We start from the raw sequence: 16,121 nt of genomic DNA on the forward strand, positions 1-16,121 counted from the left end.
CGGGCGGGGGGCTCGGCAGCGAGGAGGCGGACGCTGCGGGCGGTTTCCGGCTGGAGGAGATGGGCGTGCTGTTCCTGTTCCTTGGCCTGCTGGTCGGGGCTGCGCTGCTGATCCTGTGCGGGGCGCTGGCGATGGGATGGCTGGAGACGCGGATGCCGCTGCTCTTCCTGCTCTTCTTCCTGTCGGCCTGCCTCAACCTGCCGGCGCTGCTCGCCAAGCGCGCGCTGGCGGCGGTGGACGGCAACGTCCTTTGGGAAATGCTGGATTGCGGGCGGCGCGTGGTGACGATCGGGCTGCTGGTCGCGATGCTGGGCGGCATGGATCCGCGCCTGTCGGTGGCGTTGCAGCTTGCCGTCAGCCTGGCTGTCATCGCCTACGCCATCGGCCATGTGCACCGGCGGCTGGGGATGGAGCGGCGGCACTGGCTGGCCTTCCGCGTCGGGGGCGGCCATGTGCGCGCGCATTATCTGCGCGACATCGGCGCATCGGCGGCGTTCACCCTGTCGGACATCGTCGCCTATAACGCGCCCTATTTCACCATCGCAGCAGTGACGGCAGACCCGCGCCCGATGCTGCTGTTCGATTTCTTCTTCAAAATGTCACGATCGCTGTCGATGCTGGTGCGCGCGATGGTGGAGGCGGCGTTGCCGCGCATCACCCGCGCCTTTCATGCCGGCGACGTCGTGCGGCTGCGGCAGTTGCTGGGGCGGGCGCTGGCCGCCGCGCTGCTGTTCGCCGGGATGCTGGCGGCGGTGCTGATGGTCGCGGGGGAACGGCTGTTCAGGCTGCTGTTCGACGGTCGGGCGGCGATCGACCGCGCGGACCTGCTGCTGATGCTCCTTGGCCTTGGCGGACTGACCTTGCTGTGCGTGTCGGTCTATGTGCAGGCGGCGCTCGGCCGGTTCGCGCTGCTGCTGCGCCGGTCGCTGCCTTTCCTTGCCGGATCGCTGGCCAGCGCGCCGCTGGCGGCGCTGCTATGGCCGCAGCGGTTCGACCTCGCCTTTCTCGCCCTCTATGCCGCGACGCTGTCAGGTGCCGCGCTGCTGCACATGGCGTCGCTGCGCAGGCTGGCGCGGGGATGAAGATCGCCATGCTCGACCCGTCGCTCTTCACCGGGCGTTACGATGACGGCCTGTGCGCGGCGATGGGACAGGCGGGCGCACGGGTGACGCTGCTCGGCAGGCCGATGCGCGACACGGATGCGATTCTGCCGCAGGGCTATCGTTACGTCCCGTACTTCTTCCGCGTAAGTGAGGCGTTGCGGCGCAGGATCGGGGAGGGGCGCGGCTTCCGCCTTGTCAAGGCGGCGGAATATGGGCTGGGCTGCGCGCTGGGCGACATCGCGCCGATGCGGTCGGCGGACATCGTGCATGTCCAGTGGCTGCCGCTCGCGCCCGCCGACGCGATGCTGCTGCGCCGGCTGAAGCGGAGCGGCGTCGCGCTGGTCCATACGGTGCACAATGCCGACGCCTATCATGACGATGCCGGGGTGCAGGGGCGGGGCTATCGCGCGCTGCTGGACCTGTTCGATGCGCTGGTCGTGCATGGCGACACGACGCGCGCCGCGCTGGTGCGGCAGGGGGTCGATGACGCGCGCATCCACGTGACGCCGCACCCGCCCATGCGCCTGGCCGTTGCGTCCGCCGCCGATCTGGCTGCGGTGCCCGCTCCTGCCCGTCCGCGCTTGCTCTTCTTCGGCACGATCCGCCCCTACAAGGGCGTGGACCTGTTGATCGGGGCGTGCATCGGCCTCTGGCGCAGCGGGCTGGATTTCGAACTGGCGCTGGTGGGCAAGCCGTTCATGGATGTCGCGCCGCTGGTGGAGGCTGTGGCCGGGGCCGGCTTTGCCGACCGGCTGGTCACCGAGTTCGGCTTCCTCACCGAACCGCGGCTGGACGCGCATATCGTGCGGGCGGACATCATCGCCTTCCCCTATCGGCAGATCGATTCGAGCGGGGCGTTCCTGTCCGCGCTGCATCATGGCAAGGCGATGGTGACATCCGACGCGGGCATGTTCGGCCAGTTGCCCGACGGCGTGGCGGCGCGGACGCAGGCGGGAAATGCCGCGGCGCTGGGTGAAGCCCTCTTGCCGCTGATCGAAAGCGCCGCCATCAGGCGGGAGGCAGGCGCGCGGGCGCGAGCCTATGGCGAAACGATGGGTAGCTGGAAGGACATGGGCTTGGCGACGATCGGCATCTACCAAACCGTGCTGGCCGGTCGCGCATGAACCGATACCGGCGCGAGCTGCGGGACAGGTGGCTGGCGGCACGGCTGTCGCTGGCCGGGCGGGCGCACCAATATCCAGAGGTGCAGGCGCTCCGCCGGTTCCTGAGCGCCTTTTCGGTGGATTGCCTGATCGACGTCGGCGCGAACCGTGGCCAATATGCGACCATGGCGCGCCAGGACGCGGGCTATCGCGGCCTGATCCTGTCGTTCGAGCCGAACCCCGATGTGTTTGCCGAGTTGCAGCGCAAGGCGGCTTCGGACCGGCGCTGGCAAGTGTTCAACATGGCGCTGTCGGATTTCGATGGCGCGGCCAGCTTCAACATCATGGCCGCCGACCAGTTCAGTTCGCTCAAAAATCCCGCAGGCGATCAGGATGCGGTCTTTGCCGACCGCAACAAGGTGACGAAAACGGTGGAGATGCAGTGCCGGCGCATCGACACGCTGCTGCCCGAACTGATGCAAAGCCACGGTTTCGGCCGCCCGTTCCTGAAGATGGACACGCAGGGCCACGACCTGTCGGTATGCGAGGGCGCGGGCGGGATGCTGACCCGCATGGCGGGCGTGCAGACCGAACTGGGCGTGCGGCCGATTTATGACGGCGGGACCAGCTATCGCCAGATGATCGACTGGCTGGAGGCGCGCGGCTTCGCGCCATCGGCCTTCTTCGCCAACAACAAGGGGCATTTCCCGCTGCTGGTCGAGATGGACGGCATCTTCGTCAACCGGGCGCTGGTCGGGGATTGAGCATGGGGCAAGGCAGCGCCTTCGTCGATGCGCGCCGCCTGTTCCTGGCAGGCGCGATCGGCCTTGCCCTGTGGCTGGGCGCGACATTCCTGTGGCATGTCACCTATCGGCAAGGCCTCAGCCTGCCCGTCATCCTGTTTCTGGACCAGGATTTCCCGGCGCTGCTGGGCATGGCGTTACTGCTGGCGCTGGCCGCGCCCCTTGCCGAAGGGCGGGGTTTCGCCCTGCCGCCGCCCAGCGCCCGGATCGTCATTCCCCTGATCGTGCTGCTGGGCATGGCCGCATGGGCGGGCCATTATGCACTGTTCCAGGATTATGCGATCAGCCGCGACGAAGAGGTCGCGCGCTTCGCCGCCGCCTATATGCGCGAAGGGCTTTTCGCCCGGCCGATCCCGGTGGAATGGGAACCCTATCGCCGGGCGATCATGCCGGAATTCTTCTCCCCGTTCGGCGCGGCGGATTACTGGACGGCGGCCTATCTGCCAGTGAACAGCGCGATCCAGGCGCTGTTCTGGCAACTGGGCGACCCCAATCTGGCGGGACCGGTGCTGTTGATGGCGGGCCTTGCCGCGCTGTGGCGGATCGCCGTGCGGCTGATGCCCGACCGGCCGGACGCCGTGTGGGTGACGATCCTGCTCGGCTTTTCCTCCAGCCAGCTATGGGTCACGGCGATGACCCCCTATGCCATGACGGGCCATTTCGCGCTCAATATGGTTTGGCTGGCGCTGGTGCTGCGCGGCGGGGTGGCCGGGCACCTGGCGGCGGGGGTCGTGGCGCTGGTGGCGGCGGGGCTGCACCAGTGGCATTTTCCGCCCATCTTCATCATCCCCTTCATCCTGTGGATGCTGCTGGCGCGGCGCTGGGGCGCGGCAGCGTTCCACGCGCTGACCATAGTCGTCATCGTCATCGTGTGGGCGAAGCTGTGGCCGGGATTCCTGCTTCATGCGCTGGGCGCGCCGACCGATGTCCGTCCGTCTGCGGGCGTGGCGGACAAGGTGGGCAGCCTGTTCCAGCGGCTGGGCGATCGGTGGCAGCCGCTGGTGAACCTCAGCCGCTATATGGCGTGGAACAATATATTGATGGTGCCGCTTGCGATGCTGGGCATCGCGGCGATGCGCTGGCGAGGGATGATCCGGGGGCAGGAGATCGCGCTGCCGCTGGCGCTCGGCTGCCTTGCCGGATGCGTGCTGGCGCTGGCGCAGGGCTATGGCTGGGGATTCCGCTATGCCCATGGTTTCATCGGCCCCTTCTGTCTGCTCGCCGGGCTGGGATGGGCGCGCTACCGCCCGGCCGGCGCGATGCGTCCGCTGTTCGTAGGCCTCGCCATCACCGCGCTGGGCAGCGCCTTCCTGGTGTGGCGGACGCATGAATTCGTCGCGCCCTATGCCGCCAGCCACAGGCTGATCGATTCGAGCCAGGCGGATGTGGTGCTGGTCGATCCGCGCGGCGGCCTCTACGTCACCGATCTGGTGCGTGGGCGGGACGGGGTGCCGGGCAAGCCGATGGTCATGAACCTTGGCATGCTGTCGCTGGAACAGGTGGACCGCCTCTGCCAGTCCTATGTCGTCGAGCTGTTCGACCGGGCCGAGTTCCGGCCGCTGGGCGTGCCGCTGGCGCGGTGGCGGCTGGACCGGATGGACGCGCTGCGCGCCCATATGCGGGAGGCCGGATGCGACCGGCCGGTGCAGCCGCCGTTGCCCGAAACGATGGAGGATGCGATGGAGGCCGCCGGCAATGCCATGTAGGGCGGCAGCAGGGCGGGGCGTGGACCGCTAGACGCGGCCGGTGCGCAGCGCCCTGGCCCAGTCGGGACGGCCATTGGCCTCTGCATCGCGGGCCGCCTGTTCCCAGTCATAGTCGACGCAGAGCAACTCCGCCTGCCATGCGCCATCCGCCTGCGTCAGCATGGCGTAGCGGGCATGGGGCGACCCCGTCTCCACCTTGTGCGGGTAGGGACGGGTATCGTCATAGGCGGGCAGGCCGACGCTGCCCGGATTGACGATCAGCGGGCCGTCCTCGATCACCACCACATGGGGAATATGGGTGTGCCCGCACAGGATCACTGGCGCGCAGACGGCGCCGATGCGGGACTTTACCTCCGCAGGGGTGGCGGCGCGGATGCCGTCCTCCGTCACGGTTTCCAGAAAATAGGCGAGGTCGCTGCCGGGCGTGCCGTGGACCAGCAATATGTCATGGGTCAGCCACGCTGTCTCAGGCAGCGCCGCCAGCCAGGCGAGATGCTCTGGCCGAAGGGTGCGCGCGGCATGGCGGTCCGACAATCCCATATGTTCGGGCGCCTGCTCCAACAGCTGGCGTTCGTGGTTGCCCCTGATCGTCGGCAGGTCCAGCGCCATCAGCCGGTCCGCCGTTTCCACAGGGAACAGGCCGCCGGAACAGATGTCGCCCAGATTGACGATCCGGTCCGCCCCGCGATCGGCGGCATCGGCCAGCACCGCGTCGAGCGCGGCGATGTTGCCATGAATGTCGGAAAGGACGGCGATCTTCATCGCGGCACTTTAGGGGCGTCGCGGCATGGCGGCAAATGTCGCCGTCTTCTGCCGCCGTCAACTGGCAGAGCGGCCAGGCTCCTGGTTCGGGACGGGTTGCTCTTCGTCGCGGTAGAGCAGCATGACCGATCCGTCTTCGCCGTCGACGGCGCGAATCGGCAGGCTGAGTTGCAGGGCTGAAAGGAATTCGCGGCTGTCGGTGGTGCGGAATCGGCCGCCGATGCGGAGCGAGGAGACGCGCTGGTCGCCGATCAGGATCGGGGCGCTGCGGTAGCGGTTGAACTCGCCCGCCGCCTGCTCGATCGTCTCGCCGTCCAGTTCGACCATCTGTTCGCGCCAGGCGGTGCGCTGGCCGATCAGCTTAGGGCCTAGCTGGGTCAGGGAGATGCGGCGGGGCTGGATCACCGCGCCGTTGCCCGCCGCGACCTTTTGCGCCGCGCTGCCGCCCGAGCGCACGGTGACCGCGCCCTGCGTAACCGTCAGTTCCACCAGCGACGGGCGCAGGCGGACGTTGAAGGCGGTGCCGACCGCGCGGATGACGGCCGACCGCGCCTCCACATCGAAGGGGCGCGCCGTGTCATGGGCGATGTCGAACGACGCTTCCCCTTTCAGGATGCGCGCGCGCCGGCCGTTTTCGGTGAAGCGGACTTCCGCCTCGCTGTCGCTGTTGAGATGAAGGATGGTCCCGTCCGAAAGCGCGATGTCGCGCATCTGGCCCACAGCGGTTTCGTAGCGGTCGACACCGCTGAAGGTGCGGACGGTGACGATGGCGGCGACGATGAACAGCATGACCGCGACGGCGGCGGCGACCATGATGTTGCGCGACAGGCGGCGCTGGTTCGCTTCGTTGACGATGGGGGGCAGGGTGATGTCGGCGGCGGCGCTCTTCAACCGCTCGGCCGCGTCCCAGGCGGCTTCGGCACGGGCGAAGGCTATGGCGTGGGCGGGACTGTATTCGACCCAGGCGCAGATCCGGGCTTCGTCCTCCGGGGTGGGGTCGGCGTTAAGCCTGGCCAGCAGGCGCGCGGCTTCCGCCTCTATCGCGTTCCGGCTGTTGCCATCCGACTCTGGTCCCGACGCCTGCACGTTCGAAGTCCGTTTCCTCACGTTCCGCCCAGGCTCGCATAACTATTGCGATTGCTTTGGCCAGATGTTTTTCAACGGTAGAAACGGACAGGGACATTTCCTCCGCTATTTCCAGCATCGATTTTTCATGGATGCGACGGAGGATGAAGACGCGGCGGCATTGCGGGGGAAGCGACTCGACGATCGTTTCGACCTGGCGGAGCGCTTCGCGGGCGTGGAGCTGGGCTTCGATGCTGTTTTCGCCGCCGAGCAGTTCGAGGTCGGCGATGGTTTCGAAACTGACCACCTTGTTGCGGCGGGCGGTGTCGATCACGAGGTTGCGGGCGATGGTGAAGAGATAGGCTCTTCCCGTCGTCACATTCTCCCAATTTTCCGTGGCATAGGCGCGGGTCAGGACTTCCGCGACCATATCCTCAAGCTCGTGGGTGGAAGGGAGGATGCGGCGTAAGCGGCCCCGAAGCGCCGCTTCCTGAGGCAGGATCACCGTCTTGAACCAGTCCAGTTTTGCGCGAACCCCGTGCACGTCGACCCCCTTGATTGCCAGCCGCGCCTCTCCCGCCATTCTTTATTTTGTAACAGTCAATCATGCTTGCAGGGGGCTGTCCAGCCGTCGGGCCAGCATTTTTCCGGGATCGTGCGGAAAGTTCCGAAATGGTGAAAATAAATTGTGGATATGTGGCGCGGGGCGCACAGTTTGTGCGCCCCGGCATTGATGCGGATCAGTCGGGTGGCGGGGGAAGCTCCGTCGGGGCGCTGTCGGGCTGGTCATAGTCCGGGCCGACCGGCGCGATCTCGTCCGGCTCCCGCATCGGAGTCTCGTCCGGGGTCGACGGAGGGGGGAGTTCATCGGGCGACTGCGGCTCGATGATGTCGGGCGCGGGAACGCCATCGGGGCCGGTGTCGGGACGCGTGGCCATCTGTCTCTCCTTTGTCATGCAACAGGCCTACGCTTGGGCAAAGGCCCGGTTCCGCCGGCGTCGCCACTATCCCTTGCCTCTTATCGCGCTTTTCTCTATGCCGCGCCGACCGGCGACCGATGCGGGCGTGGCGAAACTGGTAGACGCGCCAGATTTAGGTTCTGGTATCGCAAGATGTGGGGGTTCGAGTCCCTTCGCCCGCACCAGTGCGCCGCCTGCGGCCAAGCCACCGAAATTCAGCTGAAGAAAGCGTTTGAGAGAAGAGATGCAGACTGTCGAGACGTTGAACGAGGGCCTGAAGCGCGCCTATACCGTGACCATTACGTCGAAGGACATCGACGCCCGCGTGGAAAAGGAAGTGAAGGCGATCGCACCGCAGGTGCGCATGCCCGGTTTCCGCCCCGGCAAGGTGCCGGCGAACCTGGTCAAGAAGATGCACGGGGAATCGCTGCAGCGCGACGCGCTCAACAACTCGATCCAGGACAGCATCCAGAAGCTGATCGCCGATCAGAAGCTGCGCCCCGCGATGCAGCCTTCGGTCGAGCTGGACGAGAATTTCGAGTTCGGCAAGGACGCCCAGATCAAGGTGGAGCTGGAAGTGCTGCCGGAAATCGCGGCGCCCAGCATCGAAGGCCTGAAGCTGGAACGGCTGACCGCCGAAGTGCCCGAAGCGCAGGTGGATGAAGCCGCTGGCCGCATCGCCAGCCAGCAGGGCGCGCTGGAGGAATATCCCGCCAGCCACAAGGCCAAGGACGGCGACACGCTGAGCATCGATTTCGTCGGCAAGGTCGATGGCGAGGCTTTCGAGGGCGGCACCGCGCAGGACGTGAAGCTGAAGATCGGTTCGGGCCAGTTCATTCCGGGCTTCGAGGAACAGCTGACCGGCGTGAAGAAGGGCGACGAGAAGACCATCACCGTCACCTTCCCGGAAGATTATGGCGCGGAGCACCTGGCCGGGAAGGAGGCGACCTTCGACGTCACGGTCAAGGCGATCCTGGACGCCGACAAACCCAAGCTGGACGATGAATTCGCCAAGTCGCTGGGCCTGGAAGGGCTCGACAAGCTCAAGGAACTGCTCAAGGGGCAGATCGAGCAGGAGCATAACGGCCTCACCCGCACCTATATGAAGCGCAAGCTGCTGGACCAGCTGGCCGCGGCGCATGATTTCGACGTGCCGCCGAGCATGGTCGAGGCCGAGTTCAACCAGATCTGGGCGCAGCTTCAGCATGAAGCCAGCCATGAGGAAGATCCCGAAGCCGCGCTGAAGGAAATGGAAGCCGAGAAGGACGATTATCGCGCCATCGCCGTGCGTCGCGTTCGCCTGGGCCTCCTCCTGTCGGAAATCGGTCAGGCGAACGGCGTGACCGTGTCCGACCAGGAAATGAACCGCCTCATCATGCAGGCCGCGCAGCAATATGGCCCGCAGGACCGGGAGCGCTTCGTGCAATATGTGCGTCAGGACCCGATGGCCGCCGCCCAGCTGCGCGCCCCGCTCTATGAGGACAAGGTCGTCGACTTCCTGTTCGAAAAGGCGGAGATCAGCGACCGCACCGTGACCCGCGAGGAGCTGGAAGCCGCGATCGAAGCCGAAGACGGCGACCTGAAGCCGCATGTTCATGGCCCCGACTGCGACCATGACCACGATCATGGCGAAAAGCCCAAGGCGAAGAAGGCCGCTCCCAAGAAGAAGGCCGCCGAGCCCGAAGCCGACGCCGCTCCGGCCGCCGAAGAGGTAACGGCGCAGGACGCGCCGAAGAAGGCCGCGCCCAAGAAAGCCGCCGCCAAGAAGGAAGAAACCGTCGCGCAGGATGCGCCGGCTGCCGAGGAGACGCCCAAGAAGAAGGCTGCTCCCAAGAAGGCTGCCGCCAAGGCGGAATAATCCGGCAGTCCTGCCGCAGGAACACGCGCCCGGCTTCACGCACGAAGCCGGGCGCTTTTCATTTCGCGCGCGGCATGGCAGACGAAATCTTAATGATGATGCGCCATGTCGCTGGCATGGACGGGGCAGGGGCGCGCAAGCGATGAAGGAATATCCGGCAGTGAACAGCGATGTCGCCAGCCCCACGCCGCGCATCGCCGTTATCCTGCCCTGCTATAACGAAGCCGGTGCCATCGTGCAGACGGTCGCGGATTTCCGCCGCGCCCTACCGACCGCCGACATCTATGTCTTCGACAATAACAGCAGCGACGGCAGCTACGAACTGGCGGCAGGGGCGGGCGCGATCGTCCGCCGTGTGGGCCAGCAGGGGAAGGGCCATGTCGTGCGCCGCATGTTCGCCGATGTGGACGCCGACATCTATGTCATGGCCGATGGCGACGCGACCTACGAGGCCGCCGCCGCGCCGCGCATGGTCGCCGCGATGCTGGACGACAATCTCGACATGGTCGTCGGCGCGCGCCGTGACGAGGTGGAGGCCGCCTACCGGCGCGGCCACCGCTTCGGGAACTGGGCGCTCACCAGCCTCTTGAAGCAGCTGTTCGGCCGCAGCTTCACCGACATCCTTTCGGGCTATCGCGTCTTTTCGCGCCGCTTCGTCAAGAGCTTCCCGGTCCTGTCCGCCGGCTTCGAGATCGAGACGGAGATCAGCGTCCATGCGCTGGAACTCGCCATGCCGGTTGCCGAGGTCATGACCGCCTATGGCGCGCGGCCGGAAGGATCGGTGAGCAAGCTCAGCACCTATCGCGACGGATGGCGCATCCTGCGCACGATCATCACCCTTTACCGGGTCGAGCGGCCCGTGCTGTTCTTCGGCATCATCGCCGCGTTCCTGGCGGCGCTGGCGCTCGGGCTGGCGGCGCCGTTGATCGTCACCTACATGGAGACGGGCCTGGTGCCGCGCTTTCCGACCGCCATCCTCGTCACCGGGCTGATGATCCTGGCTACATTGTCGATCATGTGCGGCCTCATCCTCGATACCGTGGTGCGCGGGCGGCGGGAAGTGCGGCGGCTCGCCTACCTCGCCTTCCGCGCGCCATCCGATTTCGCGCGGCGCGATTGACGGCCCGCGCGGCCATGCGCTTCCCCCCTTGAACCATCTGTCTTTTGTCCCGATGTAGGGCGTGGGCAAAAGCAATCACCCGGAAAAGAGCAACAATGACCGATATCATGTCCGATCCCATGGCCGCGCTGGTCCCCATCGTCATCGAACAGTCGAACCGCGGCGAGCGCAGCTTCGACATCTTCTCGCGGTTGCTGCGGGAACGGATCATCTTCGTCACCGGGCAGGTCGAGGATCATATGGCCTCGCTGATCGTCGCCCAGCTTCTGTTCCTGGAATCGGAAAATCCGAAAAAGGACATCTGGATGTACATCAACTCGCCGGGCGGGGTCGTGACGGCGGGCATGGCCATCCACGACACGATGAAATATATCCGCCCCCAGGTGGGCACCGTGTGCATCGGCCAGGCGGCTTCGATGGGCAGCTTCCTGCTGGCGGCGGGCGAGCCGGGCAAGCGGATCGCGCTCAGCAATGCGCGGATCATGGTGCACCAGCCGTCGGGCGGCGCGCAGGGCATGGCGTCGGACATCGAAATCCAGGCAAAGGAAATCCTGCGCATCCGCCGTCGCCTGAACGACCTGTACGTCAAATATACCGGCAAGAGCCTGGAGGAAGTCGAGCGGGCGATGGACCGCGACACTTTCCTGGAAGCGGACGAAGCCAAGGCGTTCGGCCTGGTCGACGAAGTGTTCGACCGCCGGCCCGTCGCGGCCGAGACAACAGAGGGCTAAAGACTATCTTTACCGCGGTGCGCCACTTTGACCCCTTGTGGAAATGGCGTACCGCGGTCTAGGATGATCTTTGGACCAGAAAATCCCCTGATTGCGCCCGGCCAGGCGGCCGGCGGCACGGGGGAAGAGAGAATGGCGAATGACTAAGCTTACCGGTTCGGACTCGAAAAGCACTTTATACTGTTCCTTCTGCGGCAAGTCGCAGCATGAGGTGCGCAAGCTGATCGCCGGGCCGACCGTCTTCATCTGCGACGAATGCGTGGAATTGTGCAACGACATCATCCGCGAGGAGACCAAGGGCGGTCTTGTCGGGCGGAAGGATGGCGGCGTGCCGACCCCGCAGGAAATCTGCGACGTGCTCGACGATTATGTGATCGGTCAGAACCGCGCCAAGCGGGTGCTGTCGGTCGCGGTCCATAATCACTACAAGCGCCTGAACCACGGCTCCAAGCCGGGCGAGGTGGAACTGGCCAAGTCCAACATCCTGCTCGTCGGCCCGACCGGTTGCGGCAAGACGCTGCTCGCCCAGACGCTGGCCAAGACGTTCGACGTCCCCTTCACCATGGCGGACGCGACGACGCTGACGGAAGCCGGATATGTCGGCGAGGATGTGGAGAACATCATCCTCAAGCTGCTGCAGGCGTCCGACTATAATGTCGAGAAGGCGCAGCGCGGCATCGTCTATATCGACGAGATCGACAAGATCAGCCGCAAGGCCGAAAACCCGTCCATCACCCGCGACGTGTCGGGCGAGGGCGTACAGCAGGCGCTGCTCAAGCTGATGGAAGGCACCACCGCCAGCGTGCCGCCGCAGGGCGGGCGCAAGCATCCGCAGCAGGAATTCCTTCAGGTCGACACGACCAACATCCTGTTCATCTGCGGTGGCGCTTTTGCGGGGCTGGAAAAGATCATCGGCGATCGTCTGGAAGCCAAGTCGATCGGCTTCGGCGCGCATGTCGCCGCGCCCGAAGAGCGCCGCACGGGCGAGCTTCTGCGCCAGAGCGAGCCGGAGGATCTGCTGAAGTTCGGCCTGATCCCCGAATTTGTCGGCCGCTTGCCGGTGATCGCCACGCTGGAAGACCTGGACGTGGCCGCGCTGGTCAAGATCCTGGTCGAGCCGAAGAACGCGCTGGTGAAGCAATATGCCAAGCTGTTCGACATGGAGAATGTGGAACTCAGCTTCACCGACGACGCGCTCACCGCGATCGCGCGCAAGGCGATCGAGCGCAAGACCGGTGCGCGTGGGTTGCGCTCGATCCTGGAGGCGATCCTGCTCGACACCATGTTCGACCTGCCGTCGATGGAAGGCGTGGGCGAAGTGGTGGTGGACAAGGATGTCGTCGCCGGCACGAAGGAGCCGATTCGGGTGTTCAGCGACAAGAAGAAGCGGGCCGAAGACGCAGCCTGATTTCGATTGGTTCCAGGCACTTCATAAGGGGGCAGGCGATCGCATCGCCTGCCCCTTTTTCATGTGGTTCCTCGCGCCGCACAAAAAATCCTGCCGCGTTGCAAAATTGCACCACTGTTCAATGACCCGTGAATTTCGGCATAAAGCTGTTTGTTTTCAGTGCATTGATGCCATGAGATCGTCGCCGTGGGGGAGGAGTGATGGGGTCGGCGCACAAATGTGACAGTCTCGCTGGCGCATTGTAACATAATTGCAATCGACGCATCACAGGGGCGTCGTCAGGCGCCGCCAGAAGCGGCCGCGGCTTGAAATACAGCATGGATGGGGGCGCACGCGCCACTCTTGAAAAGGGACAAGGGTCATATGAAAAAGTTTCTGATGGGAAGCGCAGCGGTTATCGCTGTGGTTGCACCCAGCGCAGTGTCGGCGCAGTCGACGGGTTCCCAGGATTTTGAAGACACGATCGTCGTCACCGGTGCGCGTGTTTCCAGCGGCATTCAAGGCGTGGTGCTTCCGGACACCACCAAGGCTAAGGGCGTCCTGACCAAGGAAATCATCGCCAAGCAGGGGTCGGGCAACACCATTTTGAACGCCATCAACCTGATCCCCGGCGTCAGCTTCCAGAACAACGACCCGTACGGCTCAGCCGGCGGCACGCTCAACATTCGCGGTTTTGGCCCGGATCGGGTTTCGCTGACCTTCGACGGCATGCCGTTAAACGACACCGGCAACTACGCCATCTATTCGAACCAGCAGCTCGATCCCGAGCTGATCGAGGAAATCAACGTCAACCTGGGTTCTACCGACGTCGACAGCCCCACGGCGGCGGCTTCGGGCGGCACGGTCAACTATCGTTCGATCCAGGGTTCGGATGATTTCAAGGTGACGATGGTCGGCGCGGCCGGCGAGTATGATTTCTTCCGCCTGTTCGGCCTTGTCGAAACCGGCGTGTTCACGCCCTTCGGTACCAAGGCTTGGTTCTCGGCGTCCACCACGCGCAATGAAGTGCCGTTCAACAATATCGGCAAGATCGACAAGCAGCAGTATAACGCAAAGATCTATCAGCCGATCGGCAGCAATGGCGACTTCGTCTCGGTCGCCGGCCATTGGAATGCTAACCGTAACAACTTCTTCGGATCGCTGCCGCTGCGAGTCGACACGACCCAGTCGCCGACCAACTCTGCGCCGCGCGTCGCGGGTTCCGCGTCGAGCAATCGCTTCCCCATCACGAAGGATGAGCGCTTCTATACGCTCGCGCCTTGCGAATCACCGACGCCCGTTGCCGGCACCGCCCAGGCGGCCGGTAGCTGCGGCACCGTGTTCGACTATCGCTACAACCCGTCAGACACCGGCAACATCCGCATCAATTCGCGCTTCACCCTGGCGGACGGACTGGTCCTGACCGTCGATCCGAGCTACCAGTATGTGAAGGCGAATGGTGGCGGTACCGTCGCGGCGGTTGAAGCGCGTCGCGACATCAATCCCACGGGTGGTGCGGCGAACTGCACCACCGTCACCACCGGCGCGGGCGTCGCCTGCACCGCAGGCTATTTCGGCGGCGTCCCCTATTTCGGTCGTGACATCAACGGCGACGGCGACATCCTCGACACGGTCAACATGCTGGCACCCAGCCAGACCCAGACGCACCGGTTCGCGGTCATTTCCTCGCTGCGCTACGACATCAGCGACACGCAGCGCGTTCGCGTCGCCTACACCTTCGATCATGGCCGCCATCGCCAGACCGGCGAAGTGGGCCTGGTCGGCAAGACCGGTTATGGCCTCCAATATTTCCCGGTGGACGATCCTCAGCTCGACGTGAACGGCACCGCGCTCCAAAAGCGCGATCGTTTGTCCTACGCGATCCTGCATCAGGTCTCGGCCGAATATCTCGGTGAGTTCATGGATGAAACGCTGACGGTTCAGGCTGGCCTGCGCGCGCCTTTCTTCAAGCGCAAGCTCCAGAACAACTGCCTGACCTCCAGCGCCTCGGGCTTTGTGGAATGCTTCGGCACCGGTGTCGCCATCCCGACCAATACCACGACCTTGAACCCGACGTGGCAACCCGCACAAAAGCGTACCTACAACTATAACAAGGTGCTGCCGAGCGTTGGCCTGAACTACAAGATCACCCCTGCCGCCAGCATCTTCTGGAATTATTCCAAGGGTCTGTCGGTTCCCGGAACCGACTCGCTCTACAACGCCTTCTTCTTCCCGGTTGGCACCGACGGCGCCAATCCTTCACCTGAAACTACCGATAGCTTCGACCTCGGCGGCCGTTACACTTCGCGCAATTTCCAGGCGCAGGTTTCGCTGTGGTATACCAATTATGAAAACCGCCTAGCTTCGTCCTACGACGCCGAACTTAACGCCAGCGTCTATCGTAACCTTGGCAAGGTCGAAAAGTATGGCATCGACGGCAGCGTGTCCTGGTCGCCGATCGAATATTTCAACCTCTATGTGTTCGGCTCCTATCTGAAGTCCAAGATCAAGGACGACCTCCAGATCGGTGTATGCCCGGCGACCGGCTTCGCATTGATCCCCGGTTGCACGGCGGCCAATGCCCCGCTCTTTGCTCCGACTGCGGGCAAGCGTGAATCGGGGGCGCCTGTCTACACGCTTGGCACCCGCGCCGAGATCAATGTCGAGGGCGTGACGCTGGGTATCCAGGCCAAGCGCACCGGCAAGCGCTACGTCTACGACACCAACGTGCCGACGTACCGCAATATTGCGGGTGCGCTGACCCCACAGCAGATCTACGGCGCGGCGGCTCCGGCCTACACGCTGGTCGATCTGGACGCCCGCTTCTCGCTGGCGCGCTGGGGTGCGGAAGGCACTTACTTCCAGCTGAACGTCAGCAATCTGTTCGACAAATTCTACGTCGGTGGTTTCGGCGGCAACCTGAACCAAAGCCTGACCTTGTCTGGCGCGAACGCCGGCGTCTACGGCTCGCCGGGCTTCGTGCAGATCGGTTCGCCGCGCGCGGTGTCGGGTTCGCTGCACGTCAGCTTCTGATCGCATTAGCGCAATCGAACGGGAAAGGGCGGGGAGCGATCCCCGCCCTTTCCTGTTGGGCGGCTGCTGTCCTATCGGTGCGTGGGACGGCAGGGTGGGTGCTGTTGCGCGGCTTGCCCGCATTCCGATAGGATCGGCGCGGCGCAACTTTATGACGAATTCTGCGGGAAATATGCGAAGTTAAGCGCGGGATTTCCTATTTCATCTCAGGCAGCTGTCCAGGCGATCGCGCTGGACGAAGCCGATGCGGCGGGCGATGCTGTTGCCGTAGCGGCGGGTGAAGCCGCCGGGGGCGACGGCGGCGCGCCGCTTGGGCAGGGGCAGGACGGCGGCGATGCGGGCGGCTTCGGCACGGGTCAGCTTGCCCGCGCCATGATGGAAATAGCGGATCGCGCCTGCCTGGACGCCATAGGTGCCGATCCCGGTTTCCGCGACGTGTCAAACGGCGTTCAAAAGGGACCCCCGATCGGCGTCGAAGAGGGACCCCCTTT

Annotated in this window: 13 protein-coding genes, 1 tRNA gene and 1 pseudogene; 10 read left to right on the forward strand and 5 right to left on the reverse strand. The window is 64.8% G+C overall.

The features are described from left to right. The 4 genes from AX724_RS06740 to AX724_RS06755 all read left to right on the forward strand — a co-directional run. Window positions 1-1,082 (forward strand): hypothetical protein (locus AX724_RS06740; protein WP_066764651.1); only part of this gene is annotated, 1,082 nt, incomplete at its 5' end. Beyond that, a complete protein-coding gene (locus AX724_RS06745) occupies window positions 1,079-2,227 on the forward strand; it encodes a glycosyltransferase family 4 protein (RefSeq protein WP_066764653.1) in 1,149 nt (382 codons plus the stop codon). The genes AX724_RS06740 and AX724_RS06745, both read left to right, overlap by 4 nt. Beyond that, window positions 2,224-2,970 (forward strand): FkbM family methyltransferase, encoded by a 747-nt coding sequence (locus tag AX724_RS06750; protein ID WP_066764655.1) that lies wholly within the window; start codon window positions 2,224-2,226, stop codon window positions 2,968-2,970. Before AX724_RS06745 ends, AX724_RS06750 begins: the two co-directional genes overlap by 4 nt. A gap of 2 nt (window positions 2,971-2,972) precedes the next feature. After that, window positions 2,973-4,715: an MFS transporter gene (locus AX724_RS06755; protein WP_066764657.1), complete on the forward strand. Its 1,743-nt coding sequence runs from the start codon at window positions 2,973-2,975 to the stop codon at window positions 4,713-4,715. A gap of 27 nt (window positions 4,716-4,742) precedes the next feature. On the opposite strand, the gene AX724_RS06760 is transcribed toward AX724_RS06755, so the two are convergent. The 4 genes from AX724_RS06760 to AX724_RS06775 all read right to left on the reverse strand — a co-directional run bounded on the left by AX724_RS06760 (window position 4,743) and on the right by AX724_RS06775 (window position 7,480). Then, the gene (locus AX724_RS06760) at window positions 4,743-5,477 is read right to left on the reverse strand and encodes a metallophosphoesterase family protein (protein WP_066764659.1); all 735 of its coding nucleotides are present in this window, start codon (window positions 5,475-5,477) and stop codon (window positions 4,743-4,745) included. Window positions 5,478-5,534: 57 nt separating this feature from the next. Beyond that, window positions 5,535-6,563, reverse strand: a complete 1,029-nt coding sequence (locus tag AX724_RS06765; protein ID WP_066764665.1) for a FecR family protein — start codon at window positions 6,561-6,563, stop codon at window positions 5,535-5,537. Further along, window positions 6,481-7,086, reverse strand: coding sequence for an RNA polymerase sigma factor (locus tag AX724_RS06770; protein ID WP_066764685.1), 606 nt, complete (start codon window positions 7,084-7,086; stop codon window positions 6,481-6,483). The genes AX724_RS06765 and AX724_RS06770 overlap by 83 nt, the downstream gene beginning before the upstream one ends. Before the next feature lie 196 nt (window positions 7,087-7,282). Then, window positions 7,283-7,480, reverse strand: a complete 198-nt coding sequence (locus tag AX724_RS06775; RefSeq protein WP_066764669.1) for a hypothetical protein — start codon at window positions 7,478-7,480, stop codon at window positions 7,283-7,285. Window positions 7,481-7,601: 121 nt separating this feature from the next. Here AX724_RS06775 and AX724_RS06780 point away from each other — a divergent pair. The 6 genes from AX724_RS06780 (at window position 7,602) to AX724_RS06805 (ending at window position 15,630) form a co-directional block, all read left to right on the forward strand. Then, window positions 7,602-7,686 (forward strand) — tRNA-Leu (locus tag AX724_RS06780). Window positions 7,687-7,745: 59 nt separating this feature from the next. Then, window positions 7,746-9,359 (forward strand): trigger factor, encoded by a 1,614-nt coding sequence (tig, locus tag AX724_RS06785; protein WP_066764670.1) that lies wholly within the window; start codon window positions 7,746-7,748, stop codon window positions 9,357-9,359. Window positions 9,360-9,501: 142 nt separating this feature from the next. Next, the gene (locus AX724_RS06790; protein WP_066764676.1) at window positions 9,502-10,479 is read left to right on the forward strand and encodes a glycosyltransferase family 2 protein; all 978 of its coding nucleotides are present in this window, start codon (window positions 9,502-9,504) and stop codon (window positions 10,477-10,479) included. A gap of 95 nt (window positions 10,480-10,574) precedes the next feature. Further along, window positions 10,575-11,210: an ATP-dependent Clp endopeptidase proteolytic subunit ClpP gene (gene clpP, locus AX724_RS06795; protein WP_066764681.1), complete on the forward strand. Its 636-nt coding sequence runs from the start codon at window positions 10,575-10,577 to the stop codon at window positions 11,208-11,210. A gap of 139 nt (window positions 11,211-11,349) precedes the next feature. Beyond that, complete coding sequence (gene clpX / locus AX724_RS06800) at window positions 11,350-12,618, forward strand: ATP-dependent Clp protease ATP-binding subunit ClpX (protein ID WP_066764683.1); 1,269 nt, start codon at window positions 11,350-11,352, stop codon at window positions 12,616-12,618. Window positions 12,619-12,981: 363 nt separating this feature from the next. Next, window positions 12,982-15,630, forward strand: coding sequence for a TonB-dependent receptor (locus AX724_RS06805; protein WP_066764684.1), 2,649 nt, complete (start codon window positions 12,982-12,984; stop codon window positions 15,628-15,630). A 201-nt stretch (window positions 15,631-15,831) separates the two neighbouring features. Here the strand turns inward: AX724_RS06805 and AX724_RS22700 are convergent. Then, window positions 15,832-16,068: pseudogene (locus AX724_RS22700) on the reverse strand (transglycosylase domain-containing protein); the annotation flags it as partial. Window positions 16,069-16,121: the final 53 nt, after the last annotated feature.

Source organism: Sphingobium sp. CCH11-B1, assembly GCF_001556865.1.
GTDB lineage: Bacteria > Pseudomonadota > Alphaproteobacteria > Sphingomonadales > Sphingomonadaceae > Sphingobium.